A 19,021-nucleotide genomic window follows, 5' to 3' on the forward strand; every position below is an offset into this window, starting at 1 on the left:
GGCCTAATAGTTGACTATTTTACTTGGTTATAATACGCCCATCATCGAGGCTCTACAAGGTTCGACACAGGCACCATACCTGGACAGTCGCCGCGCCGTTGCGTAAAAGCAGCTGCGCGATTTCCGCGACGGTACTTCCGGTAGTGACGACATCATCCACAATAACCATATGGAGTCCCTGCACCGGCAATTCAAGGCGAAAGGCATTTTTCAGGTTACGTTTACGTAATCGGGCGCTGAGATGGTGCTGTGTGGCGGTTGCCCGAACCCGCGAGATGGTCCGGCTGTCCCAGTCGCAACCCAGCCAGCGTGCCAGCGGACGGCACAGTAAATCGCTCTGATTAAACCCTCTGCGCCAGTGTCGGCGTTGCCAGAGCGGGACGCTGACCAGCCTGTCCGGTAGAAGAAGGCCGCTGGCGCGCCGGGCCTGTAGTACCTCCAGCAATAGCAAACGTGAAAGAGCTGAGGCTGTTTCGCTGCGTCGTGAAAACTTGAGCTGGTGGATAAGCCCGCTCAACGGCGGAACATAGCCGCTGACGGTAACCAGTCTCTGCCACGGCGGCGGTTTTTGCAGGCAGCGCCCACAGGGAATGACGGTATGAGCGGCAGGGAGTCCACATTGAGGGCACAGGCTGGGGTGTTGACGCGTTGCCCGCGTACAGACTGAGCAGATCCCCCAATGCCCTAACGTCAGGGGCATTCGGCATAGCCAGCACAATCCCGGTACTGTTAGCATAGATGCATCCTTTCAGGCTAAAAGAGAACAATAACTGATGAATGACATCTGGTGGCAGACCCAGGGTTCGGGAAATTGCCATCTTGTGCTGCTGCACGGATGGGGACTGAATGCGCAAGTGTGGCATTGCATAAGCGAGGAACTGAGCTCGCATTTTACGCTGCATCTTGTCGACTTACCGGGATTTGGTCGTAGCCAGGGTTTCGGTGCAATGTCACTGGAAGAGATGGCTGAGCGGGTATTGAAACAGGCACCGGAGAAAGCTATCTGGCTCGGCTGGAGTCTGGGCGGGCTGGTCGCGAGTCAGGTGGCGTTAACGCATCCTGAGCGTGTTCAGGCGCTGGTGACCGTCGCGTCTTCCCCTTGCTTTAGCGCGCGGGATGAGTGGCCGGGAATCAAGCCAGAGGTGCTGGCAGGTTTCCAGCAGCAGCTGAGCGAAGATTTCCAGCGTACGGTGGAGCGTTTTCTGGCATTGCAAACGATGGGCACAGAAACCGCGCGTCAGGATGCGCGAGCGCTAAAGAAAACGGTGCTGGCTTTACCCATGCCGGACGTCGAGGTGCTCAATGGTGGACTTGAGATCCTGAAAACGGTCGATCTGCGCGAACCGCTGTGCGCGGTGGAAATGCCTTTCCTGCGGTTGTACGGCTATCTTGACGGGCTGGTGCCGCGCAAAGTCGTCCCGATTCTGGATGCACTGTGGCCGCAGAGCGAGTCTTTGGTGTTTGCCAAAGCGGCGCATGCGCCGTTTATCTCGCATCCCGCCGAATTCTGTGCAGCGCTTGTGGCGTTAAAACAGAAACTATAAATTTGATGTGTTGCCCGGTGGTGCCATGCTCGCCGGGCCTAAGATTAATGGCTGCGCGTAGCCAGATCCTCAGCGGTCAGGCCAGTAATTCTGAAGATGGTTAGTGGGTCTATACCATCAGCCAGCATAGTTGATGCAATACGTAATGCTTCCTCTCGTTTGCCTTGTTGCAGATCCGTTTGTAACCCTTCTTGCAACCCTTTCCTATGGCCTTCCTGAAGACCATTTAGGTGCCCTTCCTGTCGTAATCTTTCGGCGATAGTCATCAACTTGTCCTTATGTTGGGGTAAACGTTCGGCGACTTCATGAAGAAACTCGCCAAAGTGTGTGGTGTTACCAGCCTGCATTAAATAATTAAACAAGGCTTTCAACTGGTTGTCAGTAGCGTGTCCTTTAACAAGCAGGATGGCCAGTTTTTCTACCAGCCCCATCAAATCGCGTTTACGAATATGCTTTTGGATGAGCTCCAACAGCGCCATCCGGCGATGCTGCATAATCTCGTCATCGGGCACAACAGTGATATCGATCAGTGGAAACGCGGTGCTATACCTGAGAAAAAAGATGACGAGACTCTACTTCCCAGGTTACCAGTAATCATCCACGAATTAATAACGATGCGTGGCTGGCTGGAGGATAGATCTTTTTTGCTGAAATAATGAAATCTGTGTGGAATCCATTACGCAAAAAAGCCGGATATCAGCGTAAACGCGTTATCCGGCCTGGACGTTTGCATCATTTGTAGGCCGGATAAGCGTAGCGCCATCCGGCAAAGAGCATCTGATTAGCGTAAAGCCCACCACTCGCGCAGGCAGGCTTTACCTTCCGGGCAACTTTTGCAGCTTCCGGAAAGACACCCGTCGGCATCTTCCTGAATCCGCACCGCTTTGCCCATCTTTTCTAACTGATTCAGCATGGCGTCAATCATGGGCTGCGGGGTATGCAGCGTGTGGCTAATTTGTGTCGCCTCCATGCGCCCCCGCAAAGCCAGTAAATCACGAACCTGAATAAGCGATGCCATTGTCGATAACCTTAGTGGCAATCGCCAGTCGTGCTGGAACAGCAGGAACTCGCCGTTCTGTTGGTTGCCAGCAGTGCGAGGTCCACGCGGCTGCGAGCTCGACGCAGCAGGCCCAGCAACACGATGTTAAACAGGATGACAGCTAAAATGCACACCAGGCTGTAGGTCGGGTGCTCTTTGTAGCTGACCGTCTGATAAAACAGCGTCGACAGAGAGTAGGCGATATTCAGGCCCCACAGAATCGAGAAGCTCATCCAGCCACGGCTGGATTCACGGGCGATAGCACCCATCACTGAAATGCACGGTACATACAGCAGAACAAAGATCAGATAGCTGTACGCGGCGGCGGCGCTGCCAAATTTCTCGCCCATCACGCCCATTGCACCGGTAGCCATTTCACCGTCACCCTTGCTGGCTTCGATAGGGTTAGCCAGCACGCTCAGGCTGAAAGTGTCTTTCAGGCTTTGCCAGGTTTCATCTACCGCGCCGAGCAGCTCGTCACCGAGGTGGAAATCTGCCGGGTTGAACTCTTCTTCCTGAATGTTTTCTGCGGTATAGAGCGTGTTCAGCGTACCGACAACCACTTCTTTCGCCATCGCGCCGGTGAACAGACCTACGGTTGCCTGCCAGTTATCTTCGTGAACACCAATCGGTTTGAAGACAGGGGTAATGACGCGGCTAACTGAAGCCAGAGCAGAGTCGTTGATGTTGTCGACGATTTTTCCGCTCAGTGAGAAGCTGTTAAAGGCACTGAGGAAAATGCTGACGATGATGATGACTTTACCTGCACGCAGAACGAAGCCTTTCAGACGTTGCCAGGTTTGAATGATCAGACTCTTAATGTGCGGTACGTGATATACCGGCAGCTCCATCACGAACGGCGTTGCTTCGCCACGCATGATGGTGTGTTTGAGCATCAGGCCGGTCAACACCGCCATGACGATACCCAGTACGTACAGCGAGAAGACCGCCAGCGCGCCGTTCTGACCAAAGAACGCGGCGGCAAAGACGGCGAAAATCGCCAGACGTGCACCACAGGACATAAACGGCGCCATCATGATGGTCATCAGACGCTCACGCGGGGCATCCAGCGTACGTGCGCCCATCACTGACGGTACGTTACAGCCAAAGCCGACGATCAGCGGGACGAACGATTTGCCCGGCAGTCCCAGCGCCTGCATCAGACGGTCCATCACAAATGCGGCGCGCGCCATGTAGCCGGAGTCTTCAAGGAAGGAGAGGAACAGATACATCATGCCGATTTGCGGTACCAGCGGCAGCACGGTGTTAATCCCGCCGCCAAGGCCCTGGGCCAGGAAGATGGTCAGCCAGTCCGGGAAATGCAGCGTATAGCCAATCCACTGAATACCATGGATAAAGAGTGCCACGGAGCCAACATCAAACAACGGCTGCAGCGCGCCGCCAATGTTGATGGCAAGCAGGAACATCAGGTACATCACGAACAGGAAAATCGGCAGACCGAGGAAGCGGTTGAGGATAATTTTATCTACCGCGGTGGTGAAACGGCTCGGCTCTGCCGTCAGGGTATTACTGACGGTATCGCAGATAGCGGCAATGCACTGGTAACGTGCATCGGCAATATGTAGCGCCGGGTCGTCCATTGTCTCGCTCAGGCGAGCAACAGCGGCATCAAGGTTTTGTGCTGCATCACCGGCGTAAGCACGGCTGTAGATATCGCCTTCGAGCATCTGTAGGCCCAGCCAGCGGCGCTGTTTAAGCGGCATATCTTTGGCCATTGCGTCGGCGAGGGAATCAGCTTCTTGCAGCAGCGGCTGGGCATAATGGACCAGCTCAACGGTGTCGTTTTCTTTGTAGCGATCGATCGCCAGCTTCAGTGCTTCAATGCCGCGGGCGCGGGTGGATACCAGTGGAACCACCGGACAGCCAAGACGAGCGGAGAGGGCGTCGATATCGATACGGATTTGCTGTTTCTCAGCAATATCCAGCATGTTCAGTGCGACGATACAGGGAATACCCAGCTCAAGCAGTTGCAACGTCAGGTAGAGGTTGCGTTCAAGGTTTGAAGCATCGACCACGTTGATCAAGAGATCCGCGTCGCCGCTTAAAATATAGTGGCAGGCAATCTGCTCATCGAGAGAGGTTTGCGATGAGATTGTCGTCAGAGAATAGGTGCCGGGTAAATCGACCAGCGTGACCTGGTGGTCCGTCGTGGCGAAATGGCCTTCTTTACGCTCAACGGTAACGCCAGCCCAGTTGCCTACACGCTGGCGCGCGCCGGTGAGCTGGTTGAATAAAGTTGTCTTGCCGGAATTAGGATTACCAATTAAACCAATGGTTAGTTTTTTCATTTTTATAGACTCACTGTATTAACAGGAAACCGCTTCCACTTCTAATAACGCCAGATCCTTCTTACGCAATACCAGACTTACGCGACGCGTTTCGATATGGATAGGATCGCCGAGCGGGGCGACGCGTACCACGTTGAAGGATGAGCCGGGTAGCATGCCAAGTGACAACAGTTTCTGACGATAAGCCGGGCTGATTTCACGGGCAAAACCGGTAATTTTCCACGCACTGTCAGGAGTGAATTGCATAGGGACCTACTTATATCTCGCTAACTGGATGATAACCTCATGGGGCGACAGGGCGGCATGAGACCAGATGATTAGCCAACGTAAGGAAAGAGTAAATAATCAACAAATCAATGATAATGAGAATGGTTTCTATCATCAATAGAATAAATGTGACGGAATGTACAATTGGATAATAATTTGAGCCAATTTTGATATTCCTCAATATTTATTCTGGTTGGAAACGAGTGATTCGCGGAAGTAATTATTGGGGATCTTAATGTTTAATTAAGGTTTCATCTGTTAATGAAGTGATAAATATATTGTGGTGCAACGCGGGGCATAGATTAAATATGCCGGATGACGACGCTCATGCGTCTTATCCGGCCTGCAAATTAATGGCGATAACCTGGCCGGACAGGGCGTTTACACCACCATCCGGCACAGGGTTTAAACTTAGCGTTTTTTACCCATCGCCGCCGCCAACGCATCCATCATCGCGCTGTTGCCTGCAGGCTGTGCGTCACGGCCACGCGGTTTCGCCGCTTTTGGTGCCGGGCGATTACCCTGAGCGCGATCGTTATTCCCGCCGCCGCGACGCGCATTGGTTTCACCCGGCTGCTCGTCCAGACGCATGGTCAGCGCGATACGCTTACGTTGCAGGTCCACTTCCAGCACTTTCACCTTCACAATGTCTCCTGCTTTCACCACGGTGTGCGGATCTTCGACGAACTTATTCGACAGCGAAGAGATATGCACCAGACCATCCTGATGAACGCCGATATCAACAAACGCGCCGAAGTTGGTGACGTTGGTGACTGCCCCTTCCAGAATCATTCCCGGCAGCAGATCGTTCATGGTTTCTACACCATCGGCAAACTGCGCGGTTTTAAATTCAGGACGCGGATCGCGGCCCGGTTTTTCCAGCTCTTTGATGATGTCGGTGACGGTCGGCACCCCGAAGCGTTCGTCGGTAAAATCAGCGGCTTTCAGATTACGCAGTTCGCTGCTGTTACCCATTAGGTCACGCAACGATTGCTCGGTGGCGGCCAGAATGCGTTCCACAACCGGATAAGCTTCCGGGTGAACGGTTGAGGCATCCAGCGGGTTATCGCCGTGGTTGATACGCAGGAAGCCCGCGCACTGTTCAAAGGCTTTAGGCCCAAGACGGCTGACTTTTAACAGTTGCTGACGGTTCTGGAATTGACCGTTCTCATCACGCCAGGCAACGATATTCTGCGCCATCATGCGCGTCAGACCAGCAACACGGGTCAGCAGCGGTACGGAGGCGGTATTCAGATCGACGCCGACGGCGTTCACGCAGTCTTCCACCACCGCATCCAGCTTACGCGCCAACTGAGTCTGGCTTACGTCGTGCTGATACTGGCCCACGCCGATAGATTTCGGATCGATTTTCACCAGCTCAGCCAGCGGATCCTGCAGACGACGGGCGATAGACACCGCACCGCGCAGAGATACGTCGAGGTCCGGGAACTCCAGCGCCGCCAGTTCGGATGCGGAGTAAACCGACGCGCCGGCTTCACTGACGATCACTTTCTGCGCGGTCACTTGCGGGAATTGCTTCTGTACGTCGAGGAAGAAACGCTCGGTTTCGCGCGACGCCGTACCGTTACCAATCGCCACCAGTTCAACGTTGTGTTTTTCACACAGCGCCGCAACGGCAACGGCGGCTTTGGCGGCCTGACCGGTATGCGGATAAATGGTGTCGGTCGCGACCAGCTTGCCGGTACCGTCAACCACTGCCACTTTTACACCGGTACGCAGACCTGGATCGAGGCCCATGGTGGCGCGCAGCCCGGCCGGAGCGGCCATCAGCAGGTCATGCAGGTTACGGGCAAAGACGTTGATAGCTTCATCTTCCGCACGTTCGCGCACGGTACCCATCAGCTCCGTTTCGAGGTGCATCAGCACCTTGATGCGCCAGGTCCAGCTAACCACGCCTTTACGCCAGCTGTCTGCTGGGGCATTGTTCAGGCGTAGTCCCAGGTGATCCCGGATAATCTGCTCGCCATGGCTCTCTTTTGGTGGCTCATCGAATTGCGGATCGGCATTCAGTGAAAGTTGCAACACGCCTTCGTTACGGCCACGGAACATGGCCAGCGCACGGTGGGATGGCACGGTAGAAATCGGTTCGTGGTGATCAAAGTAGTCGCGGAACTTAGCGCCTTCCTCTTCTTTACCGCTTACCACGGTGGCGACCAGGTGGGCGTTTTTCCACAAATAATCACGTACTTTCGCCAGCAGAGCAGCGTCTTCAGCGAAGCGCTCCATTAGAATGTAGCGCGTGCCGTCGAGGGCGGCTTTGGTATCCGCCACGCCGTTTTCGGCGTTGAGATATTTTGCGGCTTCCGTTTCCGGGTCGTGAGACGGTTCGTTCCACAGCAGGTCTGCCAGCGGCTCCAGTCCGGCCTCAATGGCGATCTGCCCACGGGTGCGGCGCTTAGGTTTGTACGGCAGATAGAGGTCTTCGAGTTCGGTCTTACTTAACGTGCCGTTGATCGCTTTCGCCAGATCGTCGGTCAGTTTGCCTTGCTCGCCGATAGATTTCAGGATTGCCTGACGGCGGTCTTCCAGTTCACGCAGATATCCCAGACGGGTTTCCAGATTACGCAGTTGCGTATCGTCCAGACCGCCGGTGATTTCCTTACGATATCGTGCGATAAACGGCACGGTGTTCCCTTCGTCAAGCAGGCGAACGGCAGCTTCTACCTGTTCAGCACGAGCCTGAATTTCACCTGCGATAATGCGGCAGAAAGAATCATTCATCATGGATAGCTTCGTCTATAGGATAAAAAATCAGGGGATAGTTATACGGATTGACTGGCAAAAATGCCAGCCATCTGCCGGGGCTTCGGATTGTTCCGGTCTCACTTCACGTATTCAATCTCATTCACGTACCAGCTGGCTTCGCCGCCTGGGGTGTTTACTACTGCGAGATCGCCGACCTCTTTTTTCAATAGCGCCCGCGCCATTGGTGAGTCGATTGAGATGTAATCTTTACGACCGAAGATCTCATCGTAGCCAACAATACGGAATTTGCGGATGTCGCCATCGTCATTTTCAATCTCAACCCATGCGCCAAAGAAGACTTTGCCTTCCTGCTGTGGGGAGTAATCGACGATTTTTAGATTCTCCATGCACTTGGTCAAATAACGGACGCGGCGGTCGATCTCACGCAGGCGCTTTTTATTATACTGGTAGTCGGCATTTTCGCTGCGGTCACCCAGACTTGCGGCCCAGGTAACTTTTTTGGTGACTTCCGGGCGCTCTTCACGCCAGAGATAATTCAGCTCTTGTTTAAGTTTTTCATACCCTTCACGGGTTATCAGGGGCGTTTTCATCTTATTGTTTTACCTTCGACTCTGTGATGATGCGCACAATTAGTATTACGTGAGCATATCAACAGAATAAATAATGTATTGCGAGAAACATTGTATACTTAAGCTGCTGTTTAATATGCTTTGTAACAATTTAGCCTGGAATTCATACCAGAATTCGCTGGTGACTCACGTTAGCTTTCTTAAGAATATACACTTAATTGTTGCGAACCTTTGGGAGTAATAACAATGCAAGAGAACTATAAGATTCTGGTGGTCGATGACGACATGCGCTTGCGTGCGCTTCTGGAGCGTTATCTGACCGAGCAGGGCTTCCAGGTTCGAAGCGTCGCAAACGCTGAGCAGATGGATCGTCTGCTGACCCGTGAGTCCTTTCACCTGATGGTGCTGGATTTAATGCTGCCGGGAGAAGATGGCCTGTCTATTTGCCGTCGCCTGCGCAGCCAGAGCAACCCGATGCCGATCATTATGGTCACAGCGAAGGGTGAAGAAGTTGACCGTATCGTAGGGCTGGAAATCGGCGCCGACGATTACATCCCGAAACCGTTTAACCCGCGTGAGCTGCTGGCACGTATTCGCGCAGTCCTGCGTCGTCAGGCGAATGAACTGCCGGGCGCACCTTCTCAGGAAGAAGCGGTTATCGCTTTTGGTAAGTTCAAGCTGAACCTCGGTACGCGTGAAATGTTCCGCGAAGATGAGCCGATGCCGCTCACCAGCGGGGAATTTGCGGTACTGAAAGCGCTGGTAAGCCACCCGCGCGAGCCGCTGTCGCGAGACAAGCTGATGAACCTCGCCCGTGGTCGTGAATATTCTGCGATGGAACGTTCTATCGACGTCCAGATCTCCCGTCTGCGCCGCATGGTGGAAGAAGATCCGGCTCATCCACGCTACATTCAGACCGTATGGGGTCTGGGCTACGTCTTTGTTCCGGACGGTTCTAAAGCATGAGGCGAATGCGCTTCTCACCACGAAGTTCGTTTGCCCGCACGTTGTTGCTCATCGTCACCTTGCTGTTTGCCAGCCTGGTGACGACATACCTGGTAGTGCTGAACTTCGCGATTCTGCCGAGCCTCCAGCAGTTTAATAAGGTCCTGGCGTACGAAGTTCGTATGCTGATGACCGATAAACTGCAACTGGAGGACGGTACGCAACTGGTGGTGCCGCCCGCATTCCGCCGGGAAATTTATCGTGAGCTGGGTATTTCCCTCTATTCCAACGAGGCTGCTGAAGAGGCCGGACTGCGTTGGGCACAACACTATGAATTCTTAAGCCATCAGATGGCGCAGCAGTTGGGTGGCCCAACGGAAGTCCGCGTTGAGGTCAACAAAAGCTCGCCGGTCGTGTGGCTGAAAACCTGGCTGTCGCCCAATATCTGGGTACGCGTGCCGCTTACAGAAATTCATCAGGGTGACTTCTCGCCGCTGTTCCGCTATACGCTAGCGATTATGCTGCTGGCTATCGGTGGGGCGTGGCTGTTTATCCGTATCCAGAACCGGCCATTGGTGGATCTTGAACATGCGGCGCTGCAGGTGGGGAAAGGTATCATTCCGCCGCCGTTGCGTGAGTATGGCGCTTCAGAGGTGCGCTCCGTAACCCGAGCCTTTAACCATATGGCCGCGGGCGTGAAGCAGCTGGCCGATGACCGTACGCTGTTAATGGCGGGCGTGAGCCACGATTTACGTACCCCGCTGACGCGTATTCGTCTGGCGACGGAAATGATGGGCGAAGAGGACGGTTATCTTGCGGAGTCCATCAATAAGGACATCGAAGAGTGTAACGCCATCATCGAGCAGTTCATCGATTACCTGCGTACCGGTCAGGAGATGCCAATGGAGATGGCAGATCTGAACTCGGTGCTGGGTGAAGTGGTGGCGGCAGAAAGCGGCTACGAACGTGAAATCGAAACTGCGCTGCTGCCGGGCAGCATTCAGGTGAAGATGCACCCGCTGTCGATCAAGCGTGCGGTTGCCAATATGGTGGTTAACGCCGCCCGCTACGGCAACGGCTGGATTAAGGTCAGTAGCGGAATGGAGCAGCATCGCGCCTGGTTCCAGGTAGAAGATGATGGTCCGGGCATCAAGCCGGAGCAGCGTAAGCACCTGTTCCAGCCGTTTGTCCGCGGCGACAGCGCGCGCAGTACCAGCGGCACGGGCCTGGGGCTGGCGATTGTGCAGCGTATTATTGATAACCATAACGGTATGCTGGAGATTGGTACCAGTGAACGCGGTGGGCTGTCGATTCGTGCATGGCTTCCGGTTCCCTTCACTCGCGCGCCGGGCAACACGAAAGACGCATAACAAAGGGAGGCAAAATGCCTCCCTTTTTGTTGCTGTAGGCCGGATAAGGCGAAACTGCCATCCGGCACTTTTCGTTACAGCTTCGGTCCGGCGCTAACCAGCGCTTCACCCGCAGGGGTATCGGTATATTTCTCGAAGTTCTCGATAAACAGTTTCGCCAGTGCATTGGCTTTTTCCTGCCACTGCTCCGGAGATGCGTAGGTATTACGCGGATCGAGAATGCGGGTGTCCACGCCCGGCAGCTCGGTCGGGATAGCCAGGTCAAACATCGGCAGACGGAACGTTTCCGCGTCATCCAGCGAACCGTTCAGGATGGCGTCGATAATCGCACGGGTATCTTTGATAGAGATACGCTTGCCGGTACCGTTCCAGCCTGTGTTAACCAGATACGCCTGTGCACCTGCCGCCTGCATACGTTTCACCAGCACTTCTGCGTACTGCGTTGGGTGCAGAGTCAGGAATGCTGCGCCGAAGCAGGCAGAGAAGGTTGGGGTCGGTTCGGTGACGCCGCGTTCGGTACCGGCCAGTTTGGCGGTGAAGCCAGACAGGAAGTGGTACTGCGTTTGGTCTGCCGTCAGGCGAGAAACCGGCGGCAGCACGCCAAATGCGTCGGCGGTCAGGAAGATCACTTTGGTAGCATGACCCGCTTTTGACACCGGCTTAACGATATTATCGATGTGATAAATCGGGTAGGAAACGCGGGTGTTCTCAGTTTTTGAACCATCATCGAAATCGATGGAACCATCTTCGCGCACGGTGACGTTTTCCAGCAGCGCGTCACGACGGATCGCGTTGTAGATTTCCGGCTCGGCATCTTTAGACAATTTGATGGTCTTCGCGTAGCAACCGCCTTCGAAGTTAAACACGCCGTCGTCATCCCAGCCGTGTTCGTCATCGCCAATCAGGCGACGTTTCGGGTCGGTGGACAGCGTGGTTTTACCGGTGCCGGACAGGCCAAAGAAGACTGCCACATCGCCTTTTTCCCCAACGTTTGCTGAGCAGTGCATGGAGGCAATGCCTTTCAGCGGCAGCAGGTAGTTCATTACGGAGAACATACCTTTCTTCATTTCGCCGCCGTACCAGGTACCACCAATCAACTGGATACGCTCAGTCAGGTTGAAAGCCACGAAGTTTTCTGAGTTCAGACCCTGCTCTTTCCACTGTGGGTTGGTGCATTTAGCGCCGTTCATCACGATGAAATCAGGTTTGAAATCAACCAGCTCTTCGTCGCTTGGGCGGATGAACATGTTTTTGACAAAATGCGCCTGCCAGGCAACTTCGGTAATGAAGCGCACGGAAAGACGGGTATCGGCGTTAGCGCCGCAGAAAGCATCAATGATAAACAGGCGCTTGCCGGAAAGTTGCTGGGTGACTAATCCTTTCAGATGCTGCCAGGTTTCCGGGGAGAGCGGTTTGTTGTCGTTCTTACCTTTACCTTTGTCGGACCACCACAGCGTGTCGCGCGTGGTGTCGTCACGGACAATGTACTTATCCTTTGGCGAACGTCCGGTAAAGATACCGGTATCAACGGCAACGGCGCCCAGATTCGTTAACACGCCACGTTCATAACCTTCCAGGTTTGGATCAAGTTCTTCCTGGAAAAGCGTGTCGTAGTCTGGATTGTAAACGATATCCTGAACGTCATTGATACCATAAGCCTTGAGATCTTGCGGGGTTAAACTGTTGTTCACACGCATTTCACTGCTCCTTAGCCAATATGTATTACCTGGAATAGTAAGGTTTTTTAGGGATTGTTAACCGCGACAAGGCTCATAGATTTACGCATCCGGGAAAATCACGGGCGACCGAATGCGCTGCGACTCCTGTCACAAAGAGGCAGATATTATGGCAGGAAACCCTTTTTTGTTGTGGAAAATGTTCTTAAAACGTTAATGGAGAGTGTTTTTGGCGGGAATCTTGTGAGTGTAATCGCATTCACGTAAGAAATGAATGTGGGCTATACATAAACAATATCGATTCACTTCCCGTCGTCGTGGTCTGAAATCGCTCTATCAATGCTCAAAATTGTGAAGTTGATGCGATAATTAGCTTTTCCCTTCATTCTGGATACTGACATGGATAGTGCTGAAATTTCACGTACGACGCGTTGGGGCATGATATTCATCGGCCTGTTGCAGGGGACATTATGCTATCTGCTGATGACATATCTGGCGCCCCATAATGACGGCTGGCTGTTTTATGGCATGCCTGCGACGATTGCGATCACCTCGGCACTTTTGCTTACTGTTGTTTCTTTCAAACAACGCGCGTTGTGGTACTGGATGGCGCTGATCTTTGTTGTGGTGCTGGCGATGAGCGTCTGGCTAAAGTGGCAAGTCGAGGACAGTGATAAGTGGCGGCAACATGAAGTTTTTATGTTCTACGGTTGGCGCTTACTGCTGATGGCGATGCTTGCTTTGCCCTGGATTCAGTACTCGCTTCATGTCTCTCGTGAGCAGGCGCGTTACCCGCATTTTTATCGGCAATTGTGGCTTAATGCGTTGACGTTGCTGATTGTCTTTGTCGCCAACGGTTTGTTCTGGCTGGTGCTCCTGCTATGGAGCGAGATGTTTAAGCTGGTCGGTATTCCCTTCTTCAGCACGCTCTTCTTTGATACCGACTGGTTTGGCTATGTGGCCTTTGGTCTGATTACCGCACTGGCAGTGGTACTGGCCCGCACACAGTCGCGTCTGGTCACGGCGGTACAAAAATTACTGACGTTTATCGCCACCGGTCTGTTACCTCTGGTCGCGCTGTTGGCGCTGATGTTCATACTGACCTTACCCTTCACCGGGCTGGAGGCTATTTCGCAACGCGTGTCTGCGGCTGGGTTGATGTCAACGCTGACGCTGCTCCTGTTGCTGTTGATGGCTATCGTGCGTGAACCGCAAAAAGAGGCGTTACCCTATCCTGGCGCGTTACGCTACCTGATCAAATGCTCTCTGATTGTCGCGCCCATCTATATGCTGATTGGCGGTTGGTCACTGTGGGTCCGAATACAGCAGTACGGTTGGACGCCTGAGCGTTTGTATGGCGTGCTGGTGGTCGTGGTGCTTCTGGTATGGTCGTTTGGCTATCTGGCCAGCATTTTGCGCCGCGGGCGCAATCCGCTTGAGCTTCAGGGGCCGGTCATTCTTGGCGTTTCGTTGCTGGCATTGGGGCTGTTGGTTCTGCTGTCATCGCCGGTTATTGATGCCTGGCGCATCAGCGTTAACAGCCATATGGGGCTGTATAACAGCGGGAAAATTAAACCGGATCAAGTCAGCCTGTATATGTTGGATCACAGCGGAAAACCGGGGCGCGCAGCGTTGGAAGCATTACAAAAAGATGTGGCGTTTAATCAAGATAGTAAACGCAGACGCGACTTGAATTCTCTGCTGCAAGGGCGCCGGGATCCGGTTAAAGAGCTAACCGCAACACAGTTAGTATCGAAGGTTGTGATGGCTCCGGGGAGCCAGAAGCCAGACGATGCGTTCTGGGCGTTTGTCAAAACACAGGGGTATCGCATCACCTCTTGTGCTGAGCAGAATGCGTGCGTACTGGTGAGTCAGGACCTCAATGCGGATGGTCATCCTGAGCAGGTGTTATATGCCTTTGGCGATGGGGAGAGTCTGGTCTTCGGCATGCAAAAAAACAAATGGGATTTGTTAGCTGTTGCCAGGCTACCTGAAGGATTCACTAAGGATAAATTGCTGCAGGCGGTGGCGAATCAGCAACTGGGCTCAGCCCCCAGAATCTGGCGGGATATCACTATTGATGGCAAAAGACTGCCGATGACTTATTACACCGAATGAGTGTGTTGCCGACATCGTTTTTGCCGGATGGCAGCGCGAACGTCTTATCAGGCCTACGACAGATTTTCCGTAGGCCTGATAAGCGCCGTGCCATCAGGCAAGACAGTGATTAATGCACCTGGGGATCGGCAGGGGAGGCATTACTGCGGATCTCAGCAATATCCATGGCGTTAAACAGATAGTGGCTACCGCAGTAATCGCAGTGCATATCGATCTCGCCTTCTTCCGCCAGAATGCTATCCACTTCTTCGTCCGGCAACGTTTTCAGTGCGCCCGCGCAGCGTTCGCGTGAACAGGTGCATTTGAACTCAACGTCCTGCGGATCGTAGAGAGTAACCTCTTCTTCGTGGTACAGGCGCCACAGCACTTCGTTGGCCGGCAGCGTCAGCAGCTCTTCGGCTTTGATGGTTTCGGTCAGGGCTGTCAGGTGATCGAAATCATCTGCCTGCGCGTTTTGCGCCGGCATTACCTGCAGCAGCATTCCGCCAGCAGCGGGTTTGCCATCAACGTCGCCAGTGCGGATGAACAGGCGTGTCGGCAGCTGTTCAGAACGCATGAAGTAATCTTCCAGACACGCTGCCAGCGTGTCACCTTCCAGACCGACCACGCCTTGATAACGCTCGCCTTCTTCCGGGGTAATGGTGATCACCAGGTAACCGTTGCCCACCAGCGTTTTCAGATCGGCATCTTCAGGAATATCACCCTGCATGCGGGCCACACCGCGCATCTGCTGATTGTTGTTGCCGTTGATGACGGCCAGGCTCAGCGGACCATCACCCTGCAACTGCACAGTGATATCACCGGCAAATTTCAGCGTGGCGGTGAGCAGGCTGGTGGCAACCAGCAGCTCAGCCAGTACGTTTTTGACCGGCTGCGGGTAAGTATGATTTTCGAGGATCTGTTGCAGGGTTTCCGAAACGGTCACCAGCTCGCCGCGCACGGCAAAGTTTTCAAACAGATAACGATGTAATTGGTCATGTTGCGGCATAATCATCTCTCTTGCAGGTGACAGTCACTCGCTGTCGCCGTGTTTAAATCGTAACAGGTCGCGGCGCTCTTTCTTGTCCGGTCGTCTGTCCGGGTGCGGCATGGTTAACGCGTTAAGTTTACGCGCCAGCGCCATTTTTTCGCGTTTTTCCACGCTTTCCGCGGTTTCTTCATACAGCGTAACGGCTTCCGTTGCCGGGCGACGCTGCTCGGTGATGGCCTTGATAATGACTGTTCGTTCGTCATTTCCCTGGCGAAGGGTGAGGGTGGCGTTCAGCTCGACAATCTTGCTTGGCTTACTGCGCTGGCCGTTGTAGTGCACCTTACCGCCTTCAACCATTTCGCGGGCTAGCGCACGCGTTTTGTAAAAGCGTGCAGCCCACAGCCATTTATCCAGCCTGACTTCAGCAGAGGGCTTTTCTTTCATGGCGTCTCCTTCACATCAGTGAGGGGATCAGTCGGCGGTAGTCATTCAGTGACGGATGGCGTGCGTACTGTTTTTCGGCGATGCCGGAGTCGGGATTGGTCACGCCGAGGCAGTAACGAATACCGTACAGAGCAGCGGCGTCGAGAATGGGTTCGCTGTCGTCAATAAACAGCGTCTTCTCTGCACTCATTCCCGTTTCTTCAGCCACAGCGTGCCATAACCGCTGATCCTCTTTGGGATAACCAAATGTGTGGGTGGAAAGTAATAAATCAAGGTGTGAGGCCAGACCGGTATGCTCAAGCTTCACCGCCAGATTATGCGGATGCGCGTTGGTGAGCAAAATACGGCGCTTGCCGCTGGCTTTTAAGGCATCAAGAAACGGTATGGTATCTTCGCGCAAAACGGCGCGCGGTCCCTGTTCCGTGGTCATGGCGCAAATATCCAGATCCAGGCACTCGCTCCAGTAGTCCAGGCAGTACCAGTTTAGCGTATGCTGCACGGCATGATACTGCTGACGAATATAGTCCTGAGCTTCCTGAGGAGAGATACCCTGCTTCGCGCCATAGGTTTCCGGCACCAGTTTTTGCCAGAAATAGTTATCGAATGCCAGGTCGAGCAGCGTGCCGTCCATATCTAACAACACGGTGTCGACATCCTGCCAGGCAATATTGATCTGCATGGAAACTCCCCAGAAGAAAACATGATGCGCGACAGGGTAGCATATCCTGTCGCGCGAGCGTGTTATCGAATCAGGCTTTCCGGGTTGTCAATCAGTGTTGGATTCAGACAACTTTCATAGTAGCTCTGAATTTCCGCGATGCGGGTGCGGTGACGCTGGTAGCGTCTGAATGCCTGTATGCTGTTGTAGATAGCGCATCCGAGCATGGAGAACATCAGCAGCGTCGTGCCAAGGTAGCGCCATAATCCTGAACGATCCGGGATACGGTGCAGTCCAATGTGCTGGGTGCCATTGGCGTCAGTCGAAATATTGGTGACGATCCCCTCCGCGCGAAACGGCGTCTGCATTAGCATCTGTGCCAGGCGCTGGAAGGCGTTCCACTGTTCCTGGGGAGGATAGTCATATAGCGAGGTCGTCGGCCACGGCTGATCGACCAGATCGCTGCCTTCATCACTGATAATCAGGAAACCGCCAGGGGCAGGGCTATTCAGCGCCTGGGCTGCTCGCGCAGTCTCGCGTGAAATAAACGGTGCCGTAGAGGTATTTACCAGATTATCCAGTGACTCTGCGCTTACCGGACGCAGCAGCACGTTCACGCCATCCAGTTTGCCTGCGTTTGCTCGCTTCACCAGCGCGGCCCAGTCTTTACTGTTACCGAGGTTAACCAGTGCATTTTTTAAGCGCACACATTCATCTTTGGCTGCACACAGATCGGCCGTTTTCAGGACAATCTCACCAAAATCGTCCAGTAACACCATGCCGGACTTTTGGATTGCCGAGCGTAGCGATGCGCTGACGCGAGAGTCATCGTCAGGTTTGGGATGCAGCTGACGGCTCACTGCCTGCGTGAGGGCGGTAGCCTTATTCACCAGGTCAGACTCAGGCAGCGGCAATGCGCGCGCGTCATTCCAGATAATTTGCGAGCAATCGAAAGGCATAAACGGCGTGGCAGGCTGCGCATTCCAGCTTCCTTGGGTATGAATGTTACACATACCCGTACCACTCAGGTGCAGCGTGTCACCCACGCGAACGCCCGCGTTTTCGAGCTGTTTAACGCTGGTGGCTTCGATAGTTTGCGCGCCCTTCATCCAGGAGAGCGTGACCTTTAATGGCATATCCAGCGGGATCCAAAACAGCAGCATCAGCAGTACCAGCAATGAGCCGCCTGCGATGACGGCGTTGCGCAGCCAGTGCTGTAACGGGAAGTTTTTCACTTCATCGTGCAGAGATAAAAAACGCCCCTGGCGGGCAACGTGGCGATCGAGATAAATATCGATATCCGTTTGCTGGCCAAGGTCTTGGGCAATGTAGGGTTGCCAGTGAGGTGGGTAGATCAGATCAATAATACCCAGTGAGATATTATTAATTTGTTCCTGGTCGTTTTCGCCAAACAACCCCCAGCGACGCGGCGTACCGCGCAGACAATGAATTTCCCGCAGAGCGCTTTTAGACGGCGGGGCGAACAATCCCCACAGACCCGCAGCTAACAGCAACACCGCGCCACCAACTGCCCACGGAACAAACGTGTTCGGGATAACCAAACAGAAAAAGAACAGCAGGAATGAGGCGGTTATCAGCAACGCCTCGCGCAATCCCGAAGGGCGGCTGAGCGCATATTCTTCATGGGTTTCCTGGCGAATATTCAGCAGTTCAATCTGCTCACTTTCTTCACCACGAATGGACGCCTGGGTAGAAGCGGTGTGCTGTAACGCATAACCACGCGCTTCCTGCATATATTCCTGCAGCGTATGGCCGTTCAACGAGATAACCAGCGGTATCGTATTGGTGTGGATTATCTCAACGCTGTTTTCGTCGTTGATGTATTGTTCCCAGAAAGGGGGAAGATGTACCTCAACGGAATCAAGATAGTAGCGCCATTTGTTAGGATCGTCGGTGGTAATGCCGTAACGTGTAATCGAACGAGTAAGCACGATGACGCTATTACTTTGGGCATTCAACGTTAATGAGACCGGTGCAGCACTGGCTCCCGTTGGACCGGGTACTTGCTGAATTTGACTAAGGCTTTCGAGATAGTTTTCGACTGCGCTGCGTTCTTCAGGTGTGAGTTTACGTTTCGAGGCGTCTGAGAAGACGCTGCTCAAGGGTAAATTTTTCTGCCTGGATTTTGATTTGAGTAGCCATCCTGCAAGCAATGAGCAGGCCAGCAAAGCAGCTAAAAAAATCAGAATGGTGCTCATGCTTTCCCCATCTTACTTAGTCTGTCAGGCGTGGTCAGTCGCACCCTGTTCAATATTCGTGATTCTGTGGTTGGCTATCGGCAAGTGTGGAGTCGAACTTGAGCATCTTTAAGTACAGCCCAGTAAATGCGAATCATAGCAAAATCACCAAAAATGGAATATCAGC

15 protein-coding genes and 1 pseudogene are annotated in these 19,021 nt (G+C 53.6%); 4 read left to right on the top strand and 12 right to left on the bottom strand.

The window, feature by feature from the left end; all coding sequences use genetic code 11:
• Positions 1-52: 52 nt before the first annotated feature.
• On the bottom strand, positions 53-736 hold the full coding sequence (gene gntX, locus OGY08_RS11410) for a DNA utilization protein GntX (protein ID WP_125362806.1): 684 nt from the start codon (positions 734-736) through the stop codon (positions 53-55).
• Positions 737-773: 37 nt separating this feature from the next.
• Here gntX and bioH point away from each other — a divergent pair, with 37 nt between their 5' ends.
• Positions 774-1,544, top strand: a complete 771-nt coding sequence (gene bioH / locus OGY08_RS11415) for a pimeloyl-ACP methyl ester esterase BioH (protein WP_125362807.1) — start codon at positions 774-776, stop codon at positions 1,542-1,544.
• A 44-nt stretch (positions 1,545-1,588) separates the two neighbouring features.
• On the opposite strand, the pseudogene OGY08_RS11420 reads toward bioH, so the two are convergent.
• The 6 genes and pseudogenes from OGY08_RS11420 to greB all read right to left on the bottom strand — a co-directional run.
• Positions 1,589-2,092 (bottom strand): annotated as a pseudogene (locus OGY08_RS11420) (Rpn family recombination-promoting nuclease/putative transposase); the annotation flags it as partial.
• Positions 2,093-2,325: 233 nt separating this feature from the next.
• A complete protein-coding gene (feoC, locus tag OGY08_RS11425; RefSeq protein ID WP_003023516.1) occupies positions 2,326-2,562 on the bottom strand; it encodes a [Fe-S]-dependent transcriptional repressor FeoC in 237 nt (78 codons plus the stop codon).
• Positions 2,563-2,573: 11 nt separating this feature from the next.
• Positions 2,574-4,892, bottom strand: coding sequence for a Fe(2+) transporter permease subunit FeoB (gene feoB / locus OGY08_RS11430; protein ID WP_003827652.1), 2,319 nt, complete (start codon positions 4,890-4,892; stop codon positions 2,574-2,576).
• A gap of 18 nt (positions 4,893-4,910) precedes the next feature.
• Positions 4,911-5,138, bottom strand: a complete 228-nt coding sequence (gene feoA, locus OGY08_RS11435) for a ferrous iron transporter A (RefSeq protein WP_003023519.1) — start codon at positions 5,136-5,138, stop codon at positions 4,911-4,913.
• Between the two features lie 432 nt (positions 5,139-5,570).
• Positions 5,571-7,904 carry a Tex family protein gene (locus OGY08_RS11440; RefSeq protein WP_286565887.1) on the bottom strand — a complete coding sequence of 778 codons (2,334 nt, stop codon included), beginning with the start codon at positions 7,902-7,904 and terminating at the stop codon, positions 5,571-5,573.
• A gap of 98 nt (positions 7,905-8,002) precedes the next feature.
• Complete coding sequence (gene greB / locus OGY08_RS11445) at positions 8,003-8,476, bottom strand: transcription elongation factor GreB (protein ID WP_003023524.1); 474 nt, start codon at positions 8,474-8,476, stop codon at positions 8,003-8,005.
• 225 nt (positions 8,477-8,701) lie between these two features.
• Between greB and ompR the strand changes: the two genes are divergently transcribed.
• Both ompR and envZ read left to right on the top strand, forming a co-directional pair.
• Positions 8,702-9,421: an osmolarity response regulator transcription factor OmpR gene (gene ompR, locus OGY08_RS11450; RefSeq protein WP_001157751.1), complete on the top strand. Its 720-nt coding sequence runs from the start codon at positions 8,702-8,704 to the stop codon at positions 9,419-9,421.
• Complete coding sequence (gene envZ / locus OGY08_RS11455) at positions 9,418-10,770, top strand: two-component system sensor histidine kinase EnvZ (RefSeq protein ID WP_003827658.1); 1,353 nt, start codon at positions 9,418-9,420, stop codon at positions 10,768-10,770. The genes ompR and envZ overlap by 4 nt, the downstream gene beginning before the upstream one ends.
• A 74-nt stretch (positions 10,771-10,844) precedes the next feature.
• Here the strand turns inward: envZ and pckA are convergent, their stop codons facing one another.
• Entirely contained in the window at positions 10,845-12,467 is a 1,623-nt protein-coding gene (gene pckA, locus OGY08_RS11460; RefSeq protein WP_125362809.1) for a phosphoenolpyruvate carboxykinase (ATP), read from the bottom strand.
• 378 nt (positions 12,468-12,845) lie between these two features.
• Between pckA and OGY08_RS11465 the strand changes: the two genes are divergently transcribed.
• On the top strand, positions 12,846-14,564 hold the full coding sequence (locus tag OGY08_RS11465) for a DUF4153 domain-containing protein (protein WP_125362810.1): 1,719 nt from the start codon (positions 12,846-12,848) through the stop codon (positions 14,562-14,564).
• Positions 14,565-14,673: 109 nt separating this feature from the next.
• Here the strand turns inward: OGY08_RS11465 and hslO are convergent, their stop codons facing one another.
• The 4 genes from hslO to igaA form a co-directional block, all read right to left on the bottom strand.
• Positions 14,674-15,552, bottom strand: coding sequence for an Hsp33 family molecular chaperone HslO (gene hslO, locus OGY08_RS11470; RefSeq protein ID WP_003023531.1), 879 nt, complete (start codon positions 15,550-15,552; stop codon positions 14,674-14,676).
• Positions 15,553-15,576: 24 nt separating this feature from the next.
• A complete protein-coding gene (hslR, locus tag OGY08_RS11475) occupies positions 15,577-15,978 on the bottom strand; it encodes a ribosome-associated heat shock protein Hsp15 (protein ID WP_003837900.1) in 402 nt (133 codons plus the stop codon).
• A 10-nt stretch (positions 15,979-15,988) separates the two neighbouring features.
• Positions 15,989-16,657 (bottom strand): GMP/IMP nucleotidase, encoded by a 669-nt coding sequence (yrfG, locus tag OGY08_RS11480; protein ID WP_125362812.1) that lies wholly within the window; start codon positions 16,655-16,657, stop codon positions 15,989-15,991.
• Between the two features lie 62 nt (positions 16,658-16,719).
• The gene (gene igaA, locus OGY08_RS11485; RefSeq protein ID WP_125362813.1) at positions 16,720-18,855 is read right to left on the bottom strand and encodes an intracellular growth attenuator protein IgaA; all 2,136 of its coding nucleotides are present in this window, start codon (positions 18,853-18,855) and stop codon (positions 16,720-16,722) included.
• Positions 18,856-19,021 lie beyond the last annotated feature (166 nt).

Origin of the sequence: Citrobacter sp. Cpo069 (genome assembly GCF_030332785.1) — a bacterium.
GTDB classification, from domain to species: Bacteria; Pseudomonadota; Gammaproteobacteria; order Enterobacterales; family Enterobacteriaceae; genus Citrobacter; species Citrobacter portucalensis.